General features: G+C 50.3%; 25 protein-coding genes. 5 read left to right on the top strand and 20 right to left on the bottom strand.

Translation table 11 applies throughout. From position 1 onward, the window contains the following. Position 1: 1 nt before the first annotated feature. From mnhG to EVJ20_RS00505, 16 genes are all read right to left on the bottom strand, one after another. Positions 2-361, bottom strand: coding sequence for a monovalent cation/H(+) antiporter subunit G (gene mnhG, locus EVJ20_RS00580; protein ID WP_016510023.1), 360 nt, complete (start codon positions 359-361; stop codon positions 2-4). Next, positions 339-635 (bottom strand): Na(+)/H(+) antiporter subunit F1, encoded by a 297-nt coding sequence (locus EVJ20_RS00575; RefSeq protein ID WP_201738989.1) that lies wholly within the window; start codon positions 633-635, stop codon positions 339-341. Before EVJ20_RS00575 ends, mnhG begins: the two co-directional genes overlap by 23 nt. Then, the gene (locus EVJ20_RS00570) at positions 632-1,117 is read right to left on the bottom strand and encodes a Na+/H+ antiporter subunit E (protein WP_131465514.1); all 486 of its coding nucleotides are present in this window, start codon (positions 1,115-1,117) and stop codon (positions 632-634) included. The genes EVJ20_RS00575 and EVJ20_RS00570 overlap by 4 nt, the downstream gene beginning before the upstream one ends. 7 nt (positions 1,118-1,124) lie before the next feature. Continuing rightward, the gene (locus EVJ20_RS00565; protein ID WP_131506799.1) at positions 1,125-2,606 is read right to left on the bottom strand and encodes a Na+/H+ antiporter subunit D; all 1,482 of its coding nucleotides are present in this window, start codon (positions 2,604-2,606) and stop codon (positions 1,125-1,127) included. Further along, positions 2,599-2,940 carry a Na(+)/H(+) antiporter subunit C gene (locus EVJ20_RS00560; RefSeq protein ID WP_071399343.1) on the bottom strand — a complete coding sequence of 114 codons (342 nt, stop codon included), beginning with the start codon at positions 2,938-2,940 and terminating at the stop codon, positions 2,599-2,601. The genes EVJ20_RS00565 and EVJ20_RS00560 overlap by 8 nt, the downstream gene beginning before the upstream one ends. Next, positions 2,940-3,377 carry a Na(+)/H(+) antiporter subunit B gene (locus tag EVJ20_RS00555; protein ID WP_131489910.1) on the bottom strand — a complete coding sequence of 146 codons (438 nt, stop codon included), beginning with the start codon at positions 3,375-3,377 and terminating at the stop codon, positions 2,940-2,942. The genes EVJ20_RS00560 and EVJ20_RS00555 overlap by 1 nt, the downstream gene beginning before the upstream one ends. Beyond that, positions 3,361-5,790, bottom strand: a complete 2,430-nt coding sequence (locus EVJ20_RS00550) for a Na+/H+ antiporter subunit A (RefSeq protein ID WP_131465516.1) — start codon at positions 5,788-5,790, stop codon at positions 3,361-3,363. The genes EVJ20_RS00555 and EVJ20_RS00550 overlap by 17 nt, the downstream gene beginning before the upstream one ends. 363 nt (positions 5,791-6,153) lie before the next feature. After that, entirely contained in the window at positions 6,154-6,468 is a 315-nt protein-coding gene (gene trxA, locus EVJ20_RS00545; RefSeq protein WP_070327741.1) for a thioredoxin, read from the bottom strand. A gap of 107 nt (positions 6,469-6,575) precedes the next feature. Next, entirely contained in the window at positions 6,576-7,541 is a 966-nt protein-coding gene (locus tag EVJ20_RS00540) for an electron transfer flavoprotein subunit alpha/FixB family protein (RefSeq protein WP_131457438.1), read from the bottom strand. 14 nt (positions 7,542-7,555) lie between these two features. Next, positions 7,556-8,329, bottom strand: coding sequence for an electron transfer flavoprotein subunit beta/FixA family protein (locus EVJ20_RS00535; RefSeq protein WP_070327743.1), 774 nt, complete (start codon positions 8,327-8,329; stop codon positions 7,556-7,558). Positions 8,330-8,408: 79 nt separating this feature from the next. After that, positions 8,409-8,987: a TetR/AcrR family transcriptional regulator gene (locus tag EVJ20_RS00530; RefSeq protein WP_070327744.1), complete on the bottom strand. Its 579-nt coding sequence runs from the start codon at positions 8,985-8,987 to the stop codon at positions 8,409-8,411. 80 nt (positions 8,988-9,067) lie between these two features. Continuing rightward, complete coding sequence (locus EVJ20_RS00525) at positions 9,068-10,741, bottom strand: AMP-binding protein (RefSeq protein ID WP_070327745.1); 1,674 nt, start codon at positions 10,739-10,741, stop codon at positions 9,068-9,070. A 136-nt stretch (positions 10,742-10,877) separates the two neighbouring features. Then, entirely contained in the window at positions 10,878-11,354 is a 477-nt protein-coding gene (locus EVJ20_RS00520) for a DUF4825 domain-containing protein (RefSeq protein WP_070327746.1), read from the bottom strand. A gap of 12 nt (positions 11,355-11,366) precedes the next feature. After that, positions 11,367-12,494, bottom strand: a complete 1,128-nt coding sequence (locus EVJ20_RS00515) for an ABC transporter permease subunit (protein ID WP_131489913.1) — start codon at positions 12,492-12,494, stop codon at positions 11,367-11,369. Continuing rightward, positions 12,484-13,365 carry an ABC transporter ATP-binding protein gene (locus EVJ20_RS00510; protein WP_070327748.1) on the bottom strand — a complete coding sequence of 294 codons (882 nt, stop codon included), beginning with the start codon at positions 13,363-13,365 and terminating at the stop codon, positions 12,484-12,486. The genes EVJ20_RS00515 and EVJ20_RS00510 overlap by 11 nt, the downstream gene beginning before the upstream one ends. After that, the gene (locus tag EVJ20_RS00505; protein WP_016510027.1) at positions 13,340-13,741 is read right to left on the bottom strand and encodes a GntR family transcriptional regulator; all 402 of its coding nucleotides are present in this window, start codon (positions 13,739-13,741) and stop codon (positions 13,340-13,342) included. Before EVJ20_RS00505 ends, EVJ20_RS00510 begins: the two co-directional genes overlap by 26 nt. Positions 13,742-13,920: 179 nt before the next feature. On the opposite strand from EVJ20_RS00505, the gene EVJ20_RS00500 reads away from it, so the two are divergent. From EVJ20_RS00500 to EVJ20_RS00485, 4 genes are all read left to right on the top strand, one after another. Further along, entirely contained in the window at positions 13,921-14,670 is a 750-nt protein-coding gene (locus EVJ20_RS00500; protein ID WP_131506797.1) for a hypothetical protein, read from the top strand. A gap of 106 nt (positions 14,671-14,776) precedes the next feature. Continuing rightward, positions 14,777-15,187, top strand: coding sequence for a MarR family winged helix-turn-helix transcriptional regulator (locus EVJ20_RS00495; protein ID WP_131465523.1), 411 nt, complete (start codon positions 14,777-14,779; stop codon positions 15,185-15,187). Positions 15,188-15,209: 22 nt separating this feature from the next. Then, the gene (locus tag EVJ20_RS00490) at positions 15,210-15,848 is read left to right on the top strand and encodes a nitroreductase family protein (protein ID WP_131441010.1); all 639 of its coding nucleotides are present in this window, start codon (positions 15,210-15,212) and stop codon (positions 15,846-15,848) included. Between the two features lie 15 nt (positions 15,849-15,863). Then, positions 15,864-16,148 carry a putative quinol monooxygenase gene (locus EVJ20_RS00485; protein WP_131465525.1) on the top strand — a complete coding sequence of 95 codons (285 nt, stop codon included), beginning with the start codon at positions 15,864-15,866 and terminating at the stop codon, positions 16,146-16,148. Between the two features lie 132 nt (positions 16,149-16,280). On the opposite strand, the gene EVJ20_RS00480 is transcribed toward EVJ20_RS00485, so the two are convergent. The 4 genes from EVJ20_RS00480 to EVJ20_RS00465 all read right to left on the bottom strand — a co-directional run bounded on the left by EVJ20_RS00480 (position 16,281) and on the right by EVJ20_RS00465 (position 20,901). After that, positions 16,281-17,819 (bottom strand): hypothetical protein, encoded by a 1,539-nt coding sequence (locus tag EVJ20_RS00480; RefSeq protein ID WP_131506795.1) that lies wholly within the window; start codon positions 17,817-17,819, stop codon positions 16,281-16,283. A 127-nt stretch (positions 17,820-17,946) separates the two neighbouring features. Beyond that, positions 17,947-18,204, bottom strand: a complete 258-nt coding sequence (locus tag EVJ20_RS00475; RefSeq protein WP_131465531.1) for a hypothetical protein — start codon at positions 18,202-18,204, stop codon at positions 17,947-17,949. A gap of 20 nt (positions 18,205-18,224) precedes the next feature. Then, entirely contained in the window at positions 18,225-20,582 is a 2,358-nt protein-coding gene (locus tag EVJ20_RS00470) for a DEAD/DEAH box helicase family protein (RefSeq protein WP_070327755.1), read from the bottom strand. Beyond that, positions 20,575-20,901 (bottom strand): nucleoside triphosphate pyrophosphohydrolase, encoded by a 327-nt coding sequence (locus EVJ20_RS00465; RefSeq protein ID WP_131469287.1) that lies wholly within the window; start codon positions 20,899-20,901, stop codon positions 20,575-20,577. Before EVJ20_RS00465 ends, EVJ20_RS00470 begins: the two co-directional genes overlap by 8 nt. Before the next feature lie 188 nt (positions 20,902-21,089). Between EVJ20_RS00465 and dptF the strand changes: the two genes are divergently transcribed. Then, on the top strand, positions 21,090-23,411 hold the full coding sequence (gene dptF / locus EVJ20_RS00460; RefSeq protein ID WP_161568080.1) for a DNA phosphorothioation-dependent restriction protein DptF: 2,322 nt from the start codon (positions 21,090-21,092) through the stop codon (positions 23,409-23,411).

The raw sequence follows: 23,411 nt of genomic DNA, 5'->3' as shown, positions 1-23,411 counted from the left end.
GTCATTCGATCCCTTTTTCCTTATCTTCTTTGAGCGCGTCCTGTAACGACTTCTCCCAGAGCGGGACGCCTTTAGCGTGAGCCGCCCGAGCGAGCAAGTGTCCGCCGACCGGTGCGGTCAACAAGACGAAGAACAAGCCGAGCAAGAGACGTGCGTCGAAGATACGTTGGTCGACCCAGACGTGGAGCACCGCCGCGAACAAGACGAACATGACGCCGAGCGTCGCCGACTTCGATGCCGCGTGCGTCCGTGAATAGACGTCTGGCAAACGGATGAGGCCGATCGCCGCAACGACCGTGAAGAACACCCCGATGATCGTGAAAACGCCGGTCAATATATCAAAGATCGTTGTCGCGGTCATGATGAATGATTTCCCCTCTCTCTAAGAATTTCGAGAACGCCACCGTACCGATGAAGGCGAGGATACTGAGCAAAAGAATGACCTCGAAGAACATCGTCGTGTCGAGCAAGATCGACAATAGCGCGACGACCGAGATCAACGCGATCCCGATCGAGTCGAGCGCGATGACACGGTCAGCGGTCGTCGGCCCTTTGATGACCCGATACAGCATGCCGAGCATGGCAAACAAGAGAATGGCGAGCGCAATGTAAATTAAAATATCTAATATGCTCATTCCGTCGCCTCCTTAATCGTTGATTCAAAGTTATTGTAGATGTCGCGTTTGAGCGCCTCTTTATCCGGCATGTTGAGTGCGTGGATATAAAGTATTTTATTATCTTTCGAGACTTGGACGACGAGCGTCCCTGGTGTGAGCGAGATCAGCATCGACAACAGGCTGATTTTCCAACCCGTGCGCAGTGACGTTTCATATCGGAAGATACCAGGTTGAATCTTCAATTTCGGGCTCAAGACGAGACGTAACACCTCGAAGTTCGCCATGACGAGCTCACGTGCAAAAATCAAGAACAGCTTGAACAGCTTGATCACACGTGTGAAGTAAAAGCCCGTACCTTCAGATTTGAAGAACCGCCGCATCATGAAGATGACGAGCAGTCCGAGCAAGTAACCGATGAGAAACCCGCTCGTCGTGAACGTACCGGAGAAGAACATCCAGATGAACGCCAAGAAAAAGTTGATGAGTAGTTGGTAAGCCATGTCTAAATCACTCCTTAATCACGGCATCGATGTAGATTTCCGGGTCGACGAGCGGTTCGATTGCCTGGGTAATGAACGGATGCATCGCCTCGGCCCCGAATCCGTACGCGACGGCCACTGCGACGAGTAACAACGTCGGCACGATGAGTCGGCTCATATACGGGACGAGCGGACCGTCATAGACGCGTCTCTCTTCTCCCCAGAACCCATAGAGGAAAATCTTAATGACCGAGAACAGAACGAACAAGCTCGACAGCAAGATGAGAAGCGGGCCGAACAAGTCGCCGTCGGCCACCCCGCCTTGAACGATCAACAATTTACCGAAGAAGCCACTGAGCGGCGGAATGCCGGCGAGTGACAACGCGGCGATGAAGAACGTCCATCCGAACAGCGGGAACCGGGTGATCAATCCACCCATGTCGCGAAGTTGACCGGAACCGGTGATCCCGATCATCATCCCGACGAGCATGAACAAGGCGGCCTTGATGAGCATGTCGTGCATCAAATAGTAGAGCGCCCCTTCGAGCGACGTCTGCGTATTGAGGGCGATCCCGTAAAGGATGACGCCGACCGCGATCATGATGTTGTAGATGATGATCAACTTCACATCGTTATATGCGATCGCCCCGGTCATCCCGATGACGATCGTCAGCACGGCGAGCACGATCAAGAACGTCTGCATGAACGACCCTGTGTCGAACAAGAGCGTGTACGTCCGTAAGATCGAATAGACGCCGACTTTTGTGAGCAAGGCACCGAACATAGCGAGAATCGGCGTCGGGGCAACGACGTACGATCCAGGCAGCCAGTAGTGCAACGGGACGAGCGCCCCTTTCATACCGAAGACGATGACGAACAAGACACCGATGACGGTGATGACGTTTTGATTTTCGACGAGCGGGATCTTCTGTGCCAAGTCAGCGAGACTGAGCGTCCCGACGACGCCGTAAAGAAGTGCGACGGCCATGACGAACAGCGCCGACGCGATGACGTTCACGAGCAAGTATTTGATCGACTCGCGCAACTGGACACCTTTCCCACCGAGTACGATCAAGACGTACGAAGAGATGAGGAAGACTTCAAAGAAGACGAACAAGTTGAAAATATCGCCCGTCGTGAAGGCGCCGTTGACACCGACGAGTAAAAATAACATCGCGACGTACACGTAGTTCGATTCATAAGCGTCCGAGAAGTAATGCGTCGCAAACCAGACGATGAAGAACACGATCAACGTCGATGTTGTGACGAGAAGCGCCGACAACATATCCGAGACGAGCGTGATTCCGAACGGTGCGGGCCAATTCCCGAGGTTGACGGTCAAGATACCGTCTTGCGATACGGTGAAGACGAGCAACACCGATACCGCGAACGTGACAAGTAAAGCCCCGAGTGCCATCACACGTTGTAGGCGTACCTGTTTTGGTGCGAACATCAGGATGACGGCCGCAAGTGCAGGGATGACAATCGGAAAGATCGGTAAGTTAATCATTCGATTCCGTTCCTTTCATTTCCTCAATATTATCCGTGGTCAACTCCTGGTACGTCCGATAAGCGAGTACCAAGAAGAACGCCGTCACACCGAAGCTGATGACGATCGCCGTCAAGACGAGCGCTTGCGGTAGCGGGTCAGTATATTCCGTGACCCCGTCGACGAGGACAGGTGCCGCTCCCGTCTTCAGTCCACCCATCGTCAAGACGAGCAAGTGGGCTGCGTGACTGAGCAGGCCGGTACCGATGATGATGCGCAACAAACTCTTTGAGAGAATCATGTAGACCGCGCTCATCGTCAGTACCCCGATGATGATGCTAACGAAGATTTCCATTATTCACTCTCTCCAATCGTTTGAATGATCGTCATCGTCACACCGATGACCACAAGGTAGACGCCTAAGTCAAAGGCGATGGCCGTGTGAAGCGTCTGCTCACCAAGGAGCGGCAAATCGAACTTGTCATAAGCGTGTGTCAGGAACGGACGATTCCAAAAGATGCTGTGGAGCGATGTTAGCATCGCAATGACAAGACCGAGTGCCGTCATGATTCGATAGTCGAACGGTAAGACTTTCGCAAGCGTCTTCGAGTCGAACGCGAGCAGTAACAACACGAGAGCAGCAGCCGTCATCAATCCACCGACAAACCCGCCGCCTGGCGAATAGTGCCCGGCGAAGAATAGGTTGATTGAAAACATGATGATGATGAAGAAGATGATCACCGCGGCCGTCTGTAAAATGACGTCATTCACTTGATCATTTTTCCGATTCATGTTCATCTGCTCCTTTCGTGCGTTCTGTCGTTCTAAATTTGATCATCGTATAGATCCCGATTGCCGCAACGGCGAGGACGACGATCTCGAACAGCGTATCAAAGCCCCGGAAGTCGACAAGGACGACGTTGACCATGTTCTTTCCGGCTGCTAAGTCGTAGACGTTCTCTTTATAATACTCAGAGATCGAAGACAACGATCGGTTCGACAGTGCCATGAAGCTGAGCAACATGACCGTCACCCCAACGATGACCGACACGATCGCGTTCTCCACTTTAAATTTGATACGAACTTCTTTGCGGCTGATCTCCGGCATGTGATAGAACACGAGCAAGAACAAGGCGACCGATACCGTCTCGATGACGAGCTGCGTCAAGGCGAGGTCCGGCGCACCGAAGAACACGAAGAACAAGGCGACCGAATAGCCGATGACCCCGAGCAAGATGATCGATGGCAGGCGTGAGCCCATGAACAGAATCGCGAGCGCCGCCAAAATGATGACCGCCCCGAGCACATATTCATACGGCGCGACAGCCTCCATCTCGCCGAACGAGAAGTTGAACAAGTCGAACCAGTACATCGAGAACAACAGCATCCCTGATAAGAACAGGAAGATGTAGATCAAGTAAGACCGGATGAAGCCGGTCATGTAATTGTCTTTAAAACGATAAGCCGCTTTGTTCGACCAGACGAGCGACCCGTCGTACATACCGTTCAGCGTCAACCGGTTCGGGATATGGTTGTAGATCCCCATCCACTTGTTGATCATGAAGAACATGAGCGTCCCGAGGGCGATAATCCCGAGCGTCATGAATAGCTCTGGAGTCGGTCCGTGCCAGAAGTAGATGTCGACTTTGACCTCTTGCCCGCTCGCGACGAGCGTCGGATAGATCGACTCGACGGCAGGCTTGATGAGCGAGTTCGACAACACGTTCGGAACGAAGCCGAGGACGACGACGAGGATGGCTAAAATGGCCGGCGGGATGAGCATCCCGATCGGTGCCTCGTGCGGCTGTTTCGGCAATTCGTCGAACTTGGCTTTCCCCATGAACGTCCGTGTAAAGATGATCAAGCTATAGATGAACGTGAACACGCTCGCGATGAACGCGACGACAGGGATCAAGATCCCGATCGTGTCGAGCGCGAAGAAGTCCATCGAGAACACTTTCGTCGTCGCCTTCAAGAACATCTCTTTACTAAGGAAGCCGTTGAATGGCGGTAACCCTGCCATCGACAACGAGCCGATGACGGCGATCGTGAACGTGATCGGCATGACGGTCATGAGACCGCCGAGCTTACGGATGTCACGTGTGCCCGTCTCGTGGTCGACGATCCCGACCATCATGAACAACGACCCTTTGAACGTGGCGTGGTTGATCAAGTGGAAGATGGCCGCGATCGTCGCGACCATGAAGATGTTGTCGTCGATCCCGTCGTAATGAAGCGCCGCGGCGCCAAGGCCGAGCAGCGACATGATGAGACCGAGCTGACTGACCGTCGAGAACGCGAGTATCCCTTTCAAGTCCGTCTGTTTGACGGCGTTGAAGGCTCCCCAGAACAACGTGAACGTCCCGACCGAGGCGATGATCCATAGCCAGAGCGATGATTCTTGGAACACCGGACTCATCCGGGCGACCAAGTAGAGCCCGGCCTTGACCATCGTCGCCGAGTGCAAGTACGCACTGACCGGGGTCGGTGCTTCCATCGCGTCCGGCAACCAGATGTGGAACGGGAATTGCGCTGACTTCGTGAACGCCCCAAGCAAAATCAAAATCATGGCGGCGACGAAGAACGGACTTTCGGCGATAAGCGCTTGATTCGCGACCATGTCGCGGATGCTGAACGATCCGACGATCGACTCCAAGATGACGATCCCGCCGAGCATCGACAGACCACCGAACACGGTGATCAGCATCGACTTGCGTGCCCCGTAGCGAGAGCGTTCTTTCTCATACCAATACCCGATCAACAGGAACGACGAAATCGATGTGAGTTCCCAGAACATGTACATGACGACCATGTTATCCGAGAGGACGACACCGAGCATCGCACCCATGAAGAGAAGCAAGTACACATAAAAGTGACCGAGCGACTCTTTATCTTTGTTCAAGTAGTAAATCGAATACAGGACGACGAGCGCCCCAATCCCTGTAATGAGGAGGGCAAACAGTAGTCCAAGCCCGTCCACGTAAGCGGTAAAGTTGATCCCGAGCGACGGCATCCACTCGACCGTTTCGCTCACGACGTCTCCCGCACTCGTGATTCCGATGAAGCGGAAGAAGTAGACGAACAGGAGTACCGGGACGACTAGTACGAACCAGCCCGTATGGATCCGTTTCAACGCCCGAAACAAAAACGGGATGAACGGTGCCGCGAGGAGCGGCAATAAGATAGCGAAATGTAACACCGACAAGAAAATTCCTCCTTCGAACAGAGTCTTACAACGATGACATCAAATATTAAGTTCATTTGACGCCATCACGTCTTCCTCATGAGTATAGCGTAAATTTTCAGGCTGTTTCCATGATAAAAGCTTCTCACTTTTCTAGCCATGGTTAAAAAAACCTGAACTGTTAAATATGAAGGGAGTCGACAAAAAACGACTAAAAAAAATTGGATGCGGACAGCATATGTAAGCTCTCTCAAACGTGTTGCCGCTCCCGAATCGATGGTAAACCTTAACCTATCTTATTCTTTGCTCGCTCACTAAACTCCTTGTTCCCTAACGAAGCCAACAAAAAACAGCCGATCGGTCTCCCGATCGGCTGTACGTTTATTATTTTGCTGACGCGATAAACTCTTTAAGCGCTTCTTTTGGTTGGAAGCCCATTGTTTTCGAGACAGGTTGTCCGTCTTTGAACATCATGAGTGTCGGGATGCTTTGGATTTGGAAAGCGCCCGCTACTTCTGGGTTCTCGTCAACGTCGAGTTTAACGATTTGGACTTGGTCGCCCATCTCTTGATCGAGTTCTTCAAGAACCGGTGCGATCATGCGGCACGGTCCACACCATGCTGCCCAAAAATCGACGAGGACGACGCCCTCTTTCACTTCTTGTTCGAACGTTTGAGTCGTTGCGTGTTTAATAGCCATTTGGTAAATACCTCCCCAGTAAGATGAGACAGTTCAATTAAGAACTCTCTTGCATTTCATGTTCAGAGTATACCACGGAGGGTAACTTTCCCCAAACGTTATGCCCATCAGCTATTGACGAGGTGTTTTCGGAACTCTTCAGTCAAGAGCGGCACGACGTCGAACAAGTCGCCGACGATGCCGTAGTCGGCTACGCTGAAGATGCTCGCTTCCGGGTCTTTGTTGATGGCGACGATGACTTTGGCGTTGCTCATCCCGGCCAAGTGTTGGATTGCCCCGGAGATCCCGCAGGCGATATAAAGGTCCGGCGTGACGACTTTACCCGTCTGACCGATTTGGAGTGCGTAGTCGCAGTAGTCCGCGTCACACGCTCCACGTGAAGCACCGACCGCGCCGCCGAGCAGTTCAGCGAGCTCTTCGAGCGGTTTAAAACCGTCCTCGCTCTTGACGCCGCGTCCTCCGGCGACGATGACTTTCGCTTCCGCGAGATCGACTTTACCGGTCGCTTTACGGACGACTTCTTTGACGATCATGGCGAGGTCTTTCAATTCGACGGCCGGCGTCTCGACCGACACGCTCGCCCCCGCTTGACGCGGAAGTGCGTCGATGTTGTTCGGACGGATCGTGAAGAACATGACCGAATCTTTGAATTTCACTTTCTCGAACGCTTTACCCGAGTAGATCGGACGGACGAATTCGGCGTCTCGTCCCGAGCCTTCGATCGAGACGACGTCACTGATGAGGCCGGCGTCAAGACGGGCCGCGAGTTTCGGTGCGATGTCTTTTCCGAGTGCGGTGTGACCGAGGACGATCATATCCGGTCCTTCTTGGTCGATGATTTGGCGGAGTACTTGGCCGTAACCGTCCGGCGTGTAATGTTTGAGTCGCTCGTCTTCGATGACGAGGACGCGCGCTGCGCCGTGCTCCCCGAGTTCAGTCGCGAGTGCTTTGACGTTATCCCCAATGACGACCGCCGTCACGTCGTCCGTCAGTTGCTTCGCCGCGGCGATCGCTTCAAATGATACGTTCCGTAACGCGCCTTCGCGCGCTTCTGCGAGTACTAAAGCTTTCATATGTGATGTCCCCCTTAAATGACTTTGGCTTCCGTGCGAAGTAATTGAACGAGCTCGCTCACTTGTGTCGACGTGTCCCCTTCAAGAATACGTCCCGCTTTCTTCTCTTCCGGCAAGAACCGTTTGATCGTCTCAATCTTCGCTCCGATCTCGTCTTCGTCGAGGTCGATGTCTGAGAGATCGAGTTCTTCGAGCGGCTTCTTCTTCGCTTTCATGATACCTGGAAGGCTCGGATAGCGCGGTTCGTTCAAGCCTTGTTGCGCCGTCACGAGGAGCGGCAGGTTGACTTCGATCACTTCCGTGTCCCCTTCGACGTCACGCGTGACCGTCGCCGTCGTGCCGTTGATGTCGAGCTTCGTGATCGTCGTCACGTAGTTCATGTCGAGCAGCTCGGCGACGCGCGGCGCCACTTGTCCGCTACCGCCGTCGATGGCGACGTTACCGGCGAAGATGAGGTCTGGTGCTTGGTCTTTCAAATATGCGGCGAGCACTTTCGAAATCGTCACGTGATCCGCGTCCTCGACGTCATCCTCGATCGAGATGCGGACCGCTCTGTCCACACCCATCGCGAGCGCTGTCCGTAGTTCTTTGTCCGCGTCGTCCGGTCCGACCGTCACGACCGTGACTTCTCCCCCGAGATCGTCACGCTTGCGGATCGCTTCCTCGACCGCATACTCGTCATATGGGTTGATGATGAATTCGGCACCGTCTTCTTGAATCTCCCCGTTCTCAAGTTGGATCGCTTCTTCTGTATCGAACGTACGTTTTAGCAACACAAAAATATTCATCGTAGTTCCCCCTTTAAGTTGTTCGCACCATCATTCATGAATCTCCATTCATTTTTTGAGCTAGCGAGAGGGCTTACGGTTAAGCAAGCCCTTTTTTCAACATATGGTGTACTTTCGGTAACGTCGACATTAAGTCGTACTTGAAGCCGCTCGCCATCCAACTCGTGACCACTTCATCGATCGTGCCGAAAATCATTTGTCGCGCCAGCCGGTAGTCGAGGTCCTGGTCAAACTCCCCGGTCTCGATGCCGTGCTTGACGACCGCATCGATCAAGTTCAAATACGGCTTCAACACTTCACTGATCTTTTGGCGGAGCGCCAAGTTCGACTGTCTGAGCTCGATTTGCGTCACGACGGCGAGGTCGTAGTCGACCGACAGCTGCTTGAGATGCGACTCAATCAACTGGTACAGCTTGTCGCCTGCCGTCGTCTCCTGCTCGATCTGTTGCTTCGAGTAGTCGATGAACAGGCCCATCTTCGTCTGGAACAGTTCGATCAACAGATGCTCCTTGTTTTTGAAGTACAAATAAATCGTCCCGTCCGCGACACCAGCTTCTTTGGCGATGGCTGTCACCTTTGCACCGTGATAACCATGGTCCGCGATCACTTTCACTGCCGCATCGATAATGCGGTCACTTTTTGATACATTCTTTTTCATAGACACCCATGCTCCTTATTGCTGCAGAAAAATGAATGATGGTTCATTCATTTATTATTCTATCATGTCAAAGAGAGGTGTCAACTGCTTTGTTTCACTTGTTTCGCCTTCTCTTCGTCGACGAGGACGCGGCGCAGGATCTTACCAACGAACGTCTTCGGCAACTCGTCACGGAATTCATACAGCTTTGGTACTTTATACGCCGCGAGCTTCTCACGGCAATGCTTGTCGAGCTCGTCTTCGGTCACATTCACCCCGTCCCGCGTGACGATGAACGCTTTGACCGTCTCACCGCGGTACGGGTCCGGGACACCGATACAGACCGCTTCCTTGACGGCCGGATGTTCGTACAGCACTTCTTCGATCTCACGCGGGTAGACGTTGAAGCCGCCGGCGATGATCATGTCTTTCTTCCGGTCGACGATATAGAAGAACCCGTCCTCGCCCATATAGCCGAGGTCACCGGTCGCGAGCCATCCATCTTTCAAGACGGCCGCCGTCTCTTCTGGTTTTTGCCAGTAGCCTTTCATGACTTGCGGTCCATTCAGGAACACTTCGCCGATCTCACCGACTTCGGCCAATGTCTCGCCGTCTGCCTTTACAATTTTAGCAGAAGTATCGGATAACGGCACCCCAATCGAGCCGACGATGCGTTTGTCCCACAAGAAGTTGGCATGCGTCACCGGTGACGTCTCGGACAACCCGTATCCTTCGACGATGCGCCCGCCCGTCACGTCTTCGAACTGTTCTTGCACTTCGACCGGTAGTGGTGCCGATCCTGAGATACATGCCTCGATCGACGACAAGTCATACTTTTTCAGTTTCGGGTCGTTCAAGATGCCGACATACATCGTCGGGGCTCCTGGGAAGAAGTGTGGTTTCTTCTTGTTGATCGTCTTCAAGACGTCGGTGACGTCAAAGCGTGGCACGAGAATGAGTTCATACCCGTTCGCCACCCCGAAGTTGAGGCAGCATGTCATGCCGTAGACGTGGAAGAACGGGACGACGCTCAAGACGCGCTTCTCATCACCGCGGTTATATTTATAGAAGAAGTTCGAAATTTGGTCGACGTTCGCCGTCAAGTTGAAATGTGTCAGCATGACCCCTTTCGGCAGCCCGGTCGTCCCGCCCGTGTATTGGAGCACGGCGACGTCTTGTTTCGGGTCGATCTCGATCGGCTTGACCGGTCCAAAGTTTTTGAAGTCCTTGAACGCGACCGAACCCGTCGTATCGATGACGATATTGTTCTCGCGTTTCACTTTGATCGGGTACAGCTTGTTTTTCGGGAATGGCAGGTAGTCGGCGATACTCGTCGTGATGATCGTTTGAATGTCCGTCTTTTCTTTCACCCGGAGCGACTTCGGATAGAGGAGATCGAGCGTGATGACGATCTTCGCGCCGGAATCGGTGATCAAGTTTTCAAGCTCGTGCTCGGTGTAGAGCGGGTTCGTCTGGACGACGGTCCCACCGGCGTACAGGACGGCGTAGAACGAGATGACGTACTGTGGACAGTTCGGGAGCATCAGGCTGACCCGGTCCCCTTTTTGCAACCCTCTCGACTGCAACATCGTCGCCAAACGGTGGGCCGCATCATCGATTTGGGCAAACGTCAAATCCTTGCCGATGAACGAGACGGCGGTCCGGTCCGGGAAATCTTTAGCGGCGCGGCTGAGTGCCTCATAGAGTGGTTTCACCTCGTAGTCGATCGTTTCAGGCATGTCAGCTGGATAATCTTGTAACCACGGTTTTTCCATTGATTCTCCTCCTTAGAATGAATAGTCATTCAGTTAATTCCATTATAATGCTAAGAAAACGCTTTCATCTACCCTTTACCCGATAATTTTCAGAAAATATCGAAAAAAAGTGCATGGATTCAAAAATCCATACACTTTAGACGCGTCTGAAGTACGCTTCAGTTTGCTCTTCATTCCCAATTTTTTCATCCAAGCGGGCAATCAACTCTTCTTCTTTCTCGATCGTCGAGAAGTCGATCCCGAGCCACGCCTCCATCTCGGGGCGAGAGAACGCGTACGTCCGGTTCGGGAACGCGAAACGGACGATCTCCGTATTTTGTACGAGCGTGAAATACGTCGCCGCGTTACGGATGGCGAGCCGCTCCTGCTCGATGCGCTCAATCTCCGGATCATGGTAACGGACGGTCAAGCCATAGGGACGTTTTTTCGTCTGCAGCTCGATCGACTTATAACAGTCGTGCATCGGCAACGTCTTGGCGATGCCGACGACGGCGTTGATATCGCCGACGTATGTGCCCTCGTATTGAAAGGCACTCGGGGGCCGCTTCGAGGGATCACTACACCCAGAAAGTACAAACAGTAATACGACGAGCACCAGACCGAACCGTTTCATGATACGTCCTCCTTAAGATTTGAGTTGCAGGTTGAAGCGGTAGAGCAGGCGTTTGGCGAGCAAGTGGGCGAGGAAGCCGCCGATCAAGAAGCCGATGACGTAAAGGATGCTGTTCGTCGAATACGCGATATTCGCTAAGATAATCCCACCAAGCATGGCGAAACAAAGCACCATCATCAGGTGAACGAACCAGAGCCAGTTCGAGAACATGAAGAAGCGGCCGTTGTTCTCTTGCGGGGCCCGGTTGAATGTAAGGAGTCCGAGTCCAAACGATAGGACAATAAAAGCAAGTACGCTTAATGGAGCAACGGCTAGGAACTCTTGCCACACGCTGTTGTCTGTATATAAGTTATACGTGTCGACGTTAATTACATTCGCAAGCGGTGAAATCACGCGCAAGAACACACTTTCAATCGCACGTTCGAATACACTATATACGCGCTCTGTATTTTGAGTGAACGATATGACCGATCCTTGAATCAGCAATAAGATGCCGACAGGGAACAATAGTGCGACGACCGACCAGAGCACTTGCGAGATTGCCTCCCCGCCAAACGAACCCATCCATAACGCCAACGAGAAAACAGCAATTCCGGTCAATAGCATAAAACCAACGAGCGCTGCGACTTTCAACGTATGTCCTTCAATTAAGAACGAATAGCGTGACGCATGGATCATCCAAAGCATGAGCGGTCCACCAAGGAGTGTCGAGACGACGATGCCGCTCGTCCCAATCAACCATTTCGATATGTACAACTGGTTCCGGTTGAACGGGAGGGACATCGCAAAGTCAGACATTTGGCTGTTGCGTTCACTGCCAATCAAGACAGACGCCATCAAGAAGCCGAAGATGATATAGAGAAAGATGACTCCAACATACGGGATGAGTGTCTGTAAATCGCCAATCCAGTAACTATATTGCGGGTTGAACAACTCTTCAACTGATGCGTTCGACGCATCACCATTAAACCACTCGGCATACTTGTCCGGATTCATTTGAATGTCCTGAACTTGTTCATCGAACGACTGCATTTGTGTCCACACCGGGAGCGTGTACGCGACAATCCCAAGGAAGACGAGCAAAATCCATAACAACGACACTTGTTTCCAATCTTTTTTCAACAACACGTTAAATGACACTTGCCTCACCTCCTAATTGGACCCGGAAAATGTCTTCGAGCGACATCGGGATCTCTTCGACGAGCATCGGGTCGTGGGCGTCGACGAACGTGTCGAGCTCTTGCGTCCGTTCTTTCGCCATGAACAAGACGACGCGTCCCGTCACGTTGATGATTTCGATATCTTTTCGTTCGAGCAGTTCGACCGGTACTTGGTCGTTGAAGACGACTTGCAGCTTGACGCTCGACTCACGAGCCTCTTCGAGCGACATGATTGCTTTGACCCGCCCCTTCTCGATCATGATGATGCGGTCGGCGATCCGCTCGAGCTCGTGCAGCTGGTGGCTCGAGACGATGATTGAGCAGTTGCGTGCCTCGACTTGGGCGATCATTAGTTTCAAGACGTCGGCCTTGGCGACGACATCGAGTCCATCGGTCGGCTCATCGAGCAGGTAATAGCTCGCTTTGACGGCGAAAGCGAGCGACAGCGTCACCATCGCTTTCTGCCCTTTGGACAACTGACGGATCTTTTTATTACCGATGTTGTAGCGCGTGAGCGTCTCGGTGAACGCCGCCCGGTCGAACGACGGATAGATCGAGGCGTATAAATCCATCGCCTCGTTGACGGTGTAATGTTTGAGCGCGTCGGCTGAATCCGGAACGAAGATGACGTCCCGCTTCAATTCAGCTTTCTCAAAAATGCTCGATGGCCCGTAGCGGACGTCCCCGGTGTCCGGTCGGATGATGCCGACCATCGTCCGGAGGAGTGTCGTCTTGCCGGCCCCGTTACGACCGACGAGGGCGATGATCTCTCCTGGTCTGACCGAGAAGTCGATTGCATCGAGCACGGTTTGGCGGTCGATTCTCTTACTCAGTTGCTGTACTGTCAGCATGGTTCTCCCCTACTTTCTTATACTCTGTCTCAAATAGCGTCATCGCTTCTTTAAGCGACACGTTTGCGTAATGGCAATCGATAGCGAGCTTTTGGATGGCTGCGACGACCGGCGCGCGTGACGCGTCTTGGTCAACCCAGTCCATCGAGACGAACGTCCCGCGCCCGCGATGCATCTCGAGCAAACCGAGCCGCTCGAGCTCTTGATACGCCTTGCTGACGGTGTTCGGATTGATGACGAGGTCCGTCGCGAGCTCACGGACCGACATGACTTTGTCGCCCGGTCGTAAGATGCCGCGGATGACGAGCGCTTTCGTCTGATTGACGATTTGTTCATATAAAGGTTCCGCACTTTTCATATCGATCTTATATAACATGGGTCACACCCTCTCTTGTAAACGTGGTATAAGTGTATTATATGTATTAGTACACGTAATAGCAATAGTTCTTAGAGGGCATTTTCATTTTACAGGGAATTGGGAATAAATAGAATACGACTTTGGACCGAGACGGGATTCGGTCTTTTCGGGTACATTGTAGTAGAGGTGAACAGAAAATGAAGAAAAGGTTGTTAATTGGCGCAGTCGGCTTGCTCGTCGCCGGATCGATGTACGGGAGAAGCGAAGCGACGGAGCGCTATACAGACTACATCTATGACACGTACGGGGAGCGTGTCGATGTCGACGTATCACAGGACTGGAAACTGACTGGATACAAGGCGACGTTCAAACTGGAGACGACACCGCTTCGCGGGACGTATTCCGCGCGGACGTATGGGGACGGCTCGATCCACGACGATGTGATGCCCGCCTACTGGGTGAAAGAAGCCGAGACGACGCTACACGACCGACTCGTCACCGCGAACGTCTTGTCACGTGAAGAGACGGTCCGGGCGAACGTACCGGAAGACGCGGTGCGAATGCGCGACGTGACGACAAAGCCTGAACCGACGTCCATCTTCGAACTGAATCCAGAGACGTTTTTAGGCGCCTCCGTCATGCTGCACGAAGCATGGAACGACACCGCTGAACAGAAACAGCGCGTGCTCGACGTCATCCGTCTGCTCGAGGACGATGTGAAGTCGATCCATTTCTCGTTCGACGGGACACCGAACGAGGATGACGACTTCACCGAGCGTTATTTGAACGTGTCACGCACACCCCAATCTGGCGACCCGTCGTTCAATTCACTCCAAACGATTGACGACTTGAACCGCCACGACCGCCTGTATGGGTTTGACAAGACGACGTTCATCAGCGAATACCGATTTGATGGGAAGAAAATCGAGCGAGACACTGCTGACTAATCCGGTAGTGTCTTTTCTCGAGTCGTCTTGCTTTACAGACAGCGGTCGACTTGCTAACATTTGACTTGTCAATGATTGATGAGTCAAATATGAAAGGTGGGACGCAATGGAGCTACGAGAGATGAGCCGGTTGCTATACCAAATCAAACTCGCCGACCAGCGCGTCGCGACATCGTTCGAGCGTGAGACAGGTTTCAGCCTGACCCGCTACGAGATGCTCATGATCGTCAACGACAAAGGCGTCTGCTCGCAAAGCGAGATCCAACAAGAGATGAAGATCGACAATGCGGCGATCACCCGTCACTTGAAGATCCTCGAGGAGAAAGGCCACGTCAGGCGGGAGCGGAACGTCGCGAACAACCGCGAAGTGTTCGTCCGCTTGACGGAGACGGCGGCACGCGAGTTGCAGCACTGTGAACAAAACCATGATCAGACGAACCATTTGATCGCCAAAGTATTATCGGAGTCGGAGATGCAACAGCTATCCGCCCTATTACAAAAGCTAAATACTATTTGAACAGAGAAAGAGGAGATTACCCATGGCAACTACATTTGAAAACAACACATTAACAGACGTAATGCTCGACAGAAAGTCGATCCGCGTCTATGACGAAACGGTCAAAATTCCACAACTCGAAATGCTCGAAATGATCCAAGAAGCGACGACGGCTCCGTCGTCAGTCAACATGCAACCATGGCGCTTCGTCGTCGTCGAGAGCCCGGAAGCAAAAGAGACGCTCAAACCGCTCATCCGCTTCAACGTTCGCCAAAACGATACGTCGGCCGCGATGCTTCTCATCTTCGGTGACATGGAATGCTACGAGCTCGGCGAAACAATCTACGATCAAGCCGTCGCCGAAGGCAAGATGCCGCAAGAAGTACGCGACCAACAACTCGACGCCATTATCCCTTACTACAAAAACTTGTCGAAACAAGAGATGAACGATATCGTCAAAATCGACTCAAGTTTGGCTGCGATGCAGTTCATGCTCGTCGCCCGTGCCCACGGTTACGACACGAACCCGATCGGTGGGTTTGAGAAAGACCAGCTCGCAGAAGCATTCGGAATGGACAAAGACCGCTACGTACCGGTCATGATCCTCTCAGTCGGTAAAGCGGCAGAAGCAGGTTACCAATCGGTCCGTCTCGACGCTGAAACAATCACAAACTTCAAGTAATCGGAGGAATTCAACATGATCTTAGTCAACGCCATTTTTGATGTGAAAGAAACAGAATTCGAAAGCTTTCTAGCCGATATTAACAAACTCATCGACTCGTCGAAACAAGAAGCAGGCTGCTTGAGCTATGAGCTCTATCAGTCGACGACGTCAGAGAACCGGTTCGTCATGATCGAGAACTGGGCCGACCAAGCGGCAATCGAAAAACACAACCAAAACCCGGACTTGATCGCCTTCGCCCAAAACGTAGCCAACTACGTGACGGCGAAACCGGTGCTCCATGTGACGGAAGTCAACTAATCAGCAGACGGTCGACCTCGTGTCGGCCGTTTTTCTGTACACTCTTTAGCATGATCCCTACCATTGGCAACCCTTATCCAACTAGCAGGCATACAAAAACCGCTTCTACGCATTTGTAGAAGCGGCTGTTTATTATATACCGAGAATGGCGAACGATACGCCGACGACACCGATGAGCGCCATCGCGTAAACTGGTACGCGCGGCATCTCGCCGTTGTTGTCGAGTGCTTTCCCGAACATGAAGAACACGATCGGATGCACGAGGAATGGCATCGAGAAGATGAGCGGGATGAGAAGCGATGCTTCCGTCCCGAACATGCCACCTTGGACCGCTGCGAAGAGGCCAAAGTGTGAGATGGCTGACGATTGCGCCATCGTCGTGTAGTCGAATGCGATCGTGCTGAAGCTGAGGATGACGAGACCGCCGAAGACGGCCATCATCTGCCAACCGAACGAGAACTGCATGAGCGCCTTCACTTCTTTGAAGTCCTCACCGTTCGCACCGCGCAAGTTTTTAAGCGCGAGTGCCGTCAAGACGAGACCGACCAAGACGATGATCGCCGTCGGCCAGATCCAAAGCGCCCCGTTGTCGGCACTGACTGCCAAGATCGAGAACACGAAGATGTGACCGAAGAACGGGATGTTGATCATGATCGGCGCACGTTTTGCCGCCACTTGACCGAAGTCACCGGCCGTACATGCACCTGTGAGACCACTGTGCGACAGCGAACCGGCCATACCTGGTGCGAGGTTACGGATGTGCCCCGTGCGGGCGAACCACATGAGGAGCGCGATCCCACCGAACATCCAGAACAACTGACCGAAGAAACCGTAGACGAGAATCGAGTTCATGCCTTCAATGGCGAAGGCGTCACCGATCCGCGAACCACCGACCATGAAGTTGGCCGCCAACACGACCGGGATACCGGCGAACAAGAGCGCGCGGACGGTCGGTCCGTACGTCCAGTTTTGGAAGATGGCACCGAGTGCTGATGACAAAAGCATCGCAAAGAAGATTTGCGGCAAGGCGATGACCGGTTGAACGGCCATGGCGATTGCGTACGAGATGAACAAGATGACAAGCAGTAACGCCGTCTCGATCAAGCCCTTCTTCATATAAACGTGCTTGTCGTCGATTTGTGCCTTATGGTCGATCAAGAGGAACGATGCCGCGAGACCGATCAACGCGAGGATCGGGTAGTAGAGCGTGATGCCCTCTGCCGTTCCCGGTTGGATCATCATGCGGAAGAACCCTTCGAGTCCGACGAGCAAGAAGAACGAACGAACGATGAAGATGAACTGTGTGCGCCCTGTTCCGAGGAACATCTCTTCTTTAGATGGGACGACGATGTCTTTCATCTCGAGCTCTTGCTTGCTTAAGATCTTACGAAGCTCTTGCCCACCGACGAAGAACGATACGACGAGCGCGATGATCGTCGTCCGCGACAGGAAGTCGACGAGCGGGAACTCAGGAAGACCCGGAGTCGCGATGCCCATCTCGACCATAGCGAAGCCGAGACCGAGGCCAAAGATGACGATGACGAGGATTGGTGAGAACCGTGAACCGGCCACGACCATCCGCGATAAAATGACCATCGGGATGATGAAGGCCACAAGTAACCAGAATTGGTTGAGTAATTGCATTTGCGATAATTGCTGAACGATTTCCATGAAGTAACCCCTTATACATTTTTTTCACACTGTTTCGAAGTTTACAGGATTGAACATTCTGTGACAAGGGGGTGTGACGTATTGTAAACTTTGAAAGCGGAACCAACTGAAATGGTTCCGCTTTCGGTTAGGTATTCGGTTGGCGAAGGCCCCAGATGCCCTTATTTCCCGTGGCATAAAACAAGTCATCTTTCCCCGCGAAACTGGCCGAATCGCTCGAATGGGCCCGAATCTGTTTGTTGACGTGAGCCTTCCAATCTTTGTAGCGATCGAGCTCGAGTTGATAATACGACTTTTCGATATAGTCGTAGATTTCTTTCAATGACGCCGTCCCACCGTAGTGCTGGAGGGCGAATTGGATTTTGCGAAGTAGTGCGCGTTTCAAGTTAAAGACTCCTTTCCCAATCACTCTGAAGCTTTCCGACTGAAGTAGTGATGCAGTCGAACTTCAACGATTTGACTGACCCATTCGTAAACCAGAGGATGAGCATACGCTTCGTTTTGCTCGATATGTAATGCTTCCTCAGACACAAAAAACGGTCCTTTAGCTATTTTATCAAATGGCATCCGCAACAGTAACTTTTCGATTCTTTGCTGATGGAACGGTGATTGGAAGTCTTTTGTCTTCCCATCGATCTGTTGACGGTACGGGATTGCATTGATGAAGTCATAAAACGGCCGAGCTGCCTCGCTCGCTGAAAGTGGTCCGAGCCATCCTTCTAGCCCACGGTTCAACATGAGCGATAGCACAATCATCTTATAACTCTTCGTCATGTCGGTGTATTCAACTTCGACTAACAATGATTTCGCACCTTCAAACAGATGACTTTCTTCCTCTCCCAACTCACTAATTCGATTCAAGAAACCGAAGTAGCCCCCGTCTTTCTTCCATTGAGAGCGATAGGCGTCCATCGAGTACTCGCCTCGTTGAATCAACTCCATATAACTCGGTCGTCTTCCAAGCTCTTCTTTCACCATGAAGTAGTTCCGTTCTAACTGCTGCTGGCGGGTTGAAGATCGAGTCACCATCCGCTTCAACAAATCAACGGCATGTAAATCAAATTCGATGGTACAGCCATCGGGCAAGGTCCCGTTTGTTGGAAGCTCTTTTACAATTGGTTGTCGCTTTGTCGTCAAGAGCGCCAACTTCTTGTCGATGTTCTTGTAGTTCCCGATCAAGTCGATGATGGTGCAATGCGTCTTCCCGCTCAACAAACGGAGTCCTCGACCAATCTGTTGCGTGAAGACCGTCAACGATTCGGTCGGACGGCAAAACAACAACGTATCGATTTCAGGAATGTCTACGCCTTCATTGAACAAGTTCACCGCGAAGATGATATCAAGATGTCCTTGCTTCAATTGTTTGATGACATCCTCTCGGTCATATTCAGTCTGGCTATGTAAGGCGACGGCTTGAACGCCTTGGAGACGGAAGTAGTCAGCTAAATATTCGGCTTGAGCGACCGAAGAACAGAATCCGAGCGCACGTGTCTGGTGATGCATCTGCCAGGCTTCGAAGATTTTTTGAGCGACACTTTCCTTTAACTGTTCTGCCAATAGCTCATCCTGATCATAACGGCGGCCGTTAATCAATCGGATTTGCGAATAGTCGATTTCGTCATAAATTCCGACGTAATGAAAAGGAGTCAAGTAAGATTCTTCAATTGCTTCAGTAAAGTGCATTTGATAGGCGACATTGTCATCACAGAGAGCGTAAACGTCTCCCCCATCCAGTCGGTCCGGCGTCGCCGTCAGTCCGAGCAAGAATTTCGGCTCGAAGTAATCGAGGACACGACGATAAGACGGTGCGGCCGAGTGATGGAATTCATCGACGACAATCAAATCGAACTGATCAGGCGCGAACTGTTGCATCCGATGTTTCGAGGCTAACGTTTGAATCGAAGCGAATAACACGTCGGCTGACTGCTCATCTCTCGAGTCACCACCTAGCAATAAGCCCGTTTTCCATTCAGTCGAGACTTTCTTATAAGAAGCCTCAGCTTGAAGCAGAATTTCTTTTTGATGGGCAATGAAGAGTACCCGTTTGAACTGTCGGGCGAAGAAGGCACTTAAATATGTCTTCCCTAAACCGGTAGCGAGCACAAGCATCGCTTTCCGTCTTCCCTCTTCCATCGTTTCACGTAACGCCTTTAAGGCGGCATCTTGGACGGTGTTCGGCGTGATCGTGTCGTCCTCGATGTAGACAGGAGTCATCTCAGCTACTTTGCCCATCTCATTCATCCGCTCTTGTCTCGCTTCGTATTCTTCGCGATAAGGCTGCAGCGAGATTGGATTCATGATTTGAGCATACTCACTATAAAACAGCTCGTGGAATGCATCGACCGATTGTTCGAACACATCCTCTGAGATGCTTGCCGGAATCTCGACGTTCCATTCGACGCCACGGTTCAAGGCGCTATGCGACAAGTTCGACGAGCCGACAAAGAACGTCCCGCTATCTTGAGTACGGAACAAATAGGCTTTCGGATGGAACGATTGACCATTCGAACGATAAAGTCGCAACTCAACCCCATCGATTTCCATGAGCATCTCGAGCGCATCTGGGTTCGTCAAATAGAGGTAATCCCCAATCAAAATCCGGACTTGGGCACCGCGCATGACCGCCTTTTTAAGTGAAGACGCAATCTCTTGAACACCTGATAATTGTGCAAACGCGACGACCATATAAATTTCAGTCGCCGCGTTGATTTGATTCTGTAATGGAATTCGTAAATGACTGGTGTGCAGACGTAACTCACTCATGATCAAGGACCTCTTCCAAGAAGATACCTTTTTCGAAACCGCCCCGCTTCTCGCGCTTCTCCTCACGAATGCGATTTAATTCTTCAAAACTCGCACCGTGCATCTTCCCGAGCGTATAGACAAGTTCCAGTACGTCGGCAAGTTCTTCGAGTGATTCTTCATCGATGTTTGTTTCCTCGTACTCTTTGATTTCTTCATGAAGTTTATGAGCTGCGAATTTCATATGCTCAGCATTAGATAGTTTTTTATGTATTGCTATTTTCCCAGACTGCTCAATGATTGTAGGAATTTTATCCCTTACCAACTTGTTATAGATCATGCAATCTCCCCTTTTCAAATCCTCATCCTTTATTTTACATAAATAAAGGATATAAATCATCCTACGTTTCGCCCTATATAAATTATTTAACAAGGTTACAAAGGAATCACTCAGAATCGATGATTATGATTCTATATTTTGTTACAATGTTTGTAAAATATCATTTTTATACAGGAAAGGGATTAACAATGAACACCCAAAAAATCTGGTCTTTTTTAGTCACGAACCTAGTTCCTGAGGAAGATACAAAGTTTACTTATGAGGAATTCAACAAGTGGATGATTGATTCACCTACAGAGGCTATGGTTTACTTAGACGGCATTTTCCAATCTTTAACTTTAAAACGTATGTATATGCTTGCAAAGAACACTAAGCGCCCAGCTCTATCTGAACGATACTTTGATCGTCACGTCATCAAGTTTGGTTGGCAAAAACTAAAGGTCGAACTAAACGCATCGATGAAAGAGTTAAAATGGGCTCACCGTTACATAGAGTTAAGTGACTTATATACAAAGCGTAACCTTTTAAAAATTGAGACTCTAGAAGCTTTTGAAAAATTGATCTCTTTAGGCGAAGTATATCTCAACGAGACGGAGAATTCATCCGGACTTTATGACAGCGATGTCTTCACAAAAGAAGAAATACTGGATGACTCTGAAGAGCATAGAGTAAAGCCCATTACATTCTCAGAACCACCTACTCAAGAAATCAAAGAAACAATCCCTGAAGACACAACTGTAGAGGATAACGTGAACGATTCATTCACTACCGAAAATCTCCTGGCCCAAAAAGATACAGTCACCGAGGATATTGTTAGTTCTATAGATATTAATGGAGACGCTACAACTAGCAAATTGCTAGATAAACTTCGTATGCTGCAATCTTCTTCGAAAGAATCGGTCGTCAATGCAGATAGCTTTGGGGAGTTTCGGGAGTATATGCATATCGATCGCCCGATTCAATACTCTCTCATTGAAACATTAGAGGCGATTGACAATGAATCCACACCACAACTAATTTTGCTAAGTGGTAGTGTTGGAGATGGGAAGAGTCACTTACTGGCTTACATCAAAGAAAAACATTCTCATTTGGTCAAAGATTTCAGGATTCATAACGATTCGACCGAGTCATTTGATCCATCAAAAAACTCAATCGAAACATTAGATAGTGTACTATCTTCTTTTTATAAACAGGATTCTGAAACTAAACATTTGCTGATTGCTATCAACCTAGGAGTTCTTCATAACTTCTATAACTTTGCAGCGTCTGAAAACCGATACGAATCACTCAGAAACTTCATTGATGACTCGGACATTTTCGGAAACGGAGAACACATTGTCTATTCAAATAAGTCACTCCACTTATTAAATATAGCCGGCTTCCAAACTTATAGCTTAGGAACAAACGGTGCCGAGTCTTTGTTCTTCTCGAAGATTTTAGAAAAAGTGGTCTTAACGTCGAACGACAATCCGTTCTATGATGCTTACTGTGAAGACGTCAATAATGGCATCCAATCTATTATTCATGACAATTACGATTTTCTATCGAATTTGGCTGTCAGAGAATCGGTTGAAAATGTCGTCATCCAAACAATGGTGAAAGAAAAGTTAATTATCTCAACGCGAGCATTCTATAATTTCATTTTTGATATTCTTGCACCATCAAACTTAAGCCTTGAACCAGATAAACCGAACGCAGCTCTCCCAAACCTTATTTTTGGTCACCCGGATCGTTCAATCATATTGAATGCTTTACATCGAATTGATCCAGTTTCGTTCCGCACCGACTTTTTCGATCAATTGATTACAAAATATGTATTGGCACAGCAGCCTCAAGATATTGCTAAAAATGCTTTAGGTGACATGGCAGAAATCTATCGATTCATTCATCATGCACCGGAGAATACAGATACTATGAATGCACTCGGGTCGTTCCTCATTCGAAGTTATTCACTATTGAACCCACAAGAAACCGATCGCACTTATCTAGATTTCTTGAAATATTTAAAGGCGTACTATCTCGGTGACGGAGAGAGTATCGAATCATTATTTGAATTGATTCGAGAAGTCATTTACTTATGGCGCGGGTCTCCACGAGAAAATTATTTATATATCGACGGTGCGAATAATGATTATAGAGTCGCCTACCCGTTTCAGGCTGAGGAGATTGTAGACGAACGTCTATTCGCAAGTGCAGAAAACAAAGACTCAGATTTTTATCGTTTTAGCCCATTTATTCGAATCGGTTTTGAAGTAGGCGGAAAAGAAATTTTATTCGATCTCGACTATAAACTCTATAGTCTGTTAGTAAAAATACAAGACGGATATCGTCCAAACCGAAATGATTTGCGCGACGCGGTTCAATTTATCGATTTTTATGATGAACTCATTCGATATACTGATAAATCAAAATCGATTCTATTGGTATCGACACATGATGGATCGATGGTTGAACTGACTAAGCCGAAATTTAGCAAATCTAAGTTTGAAGTAAGGAAGGTGAAACAGTAA

It is taken from the genome of Exiguobacterium sp. SH0S1, from assembly GCF_004337165.1.
Lineage (GTDB): Bacteria > Bacillota > Bacilli > Exiguobacteriales > Exiguobacteriaceae > Exiguobacterium > Exiguobacterium aurantiacum_A.
This window is presented reverse-complemented; position numbering and strand designations above follow the sequence as displayed.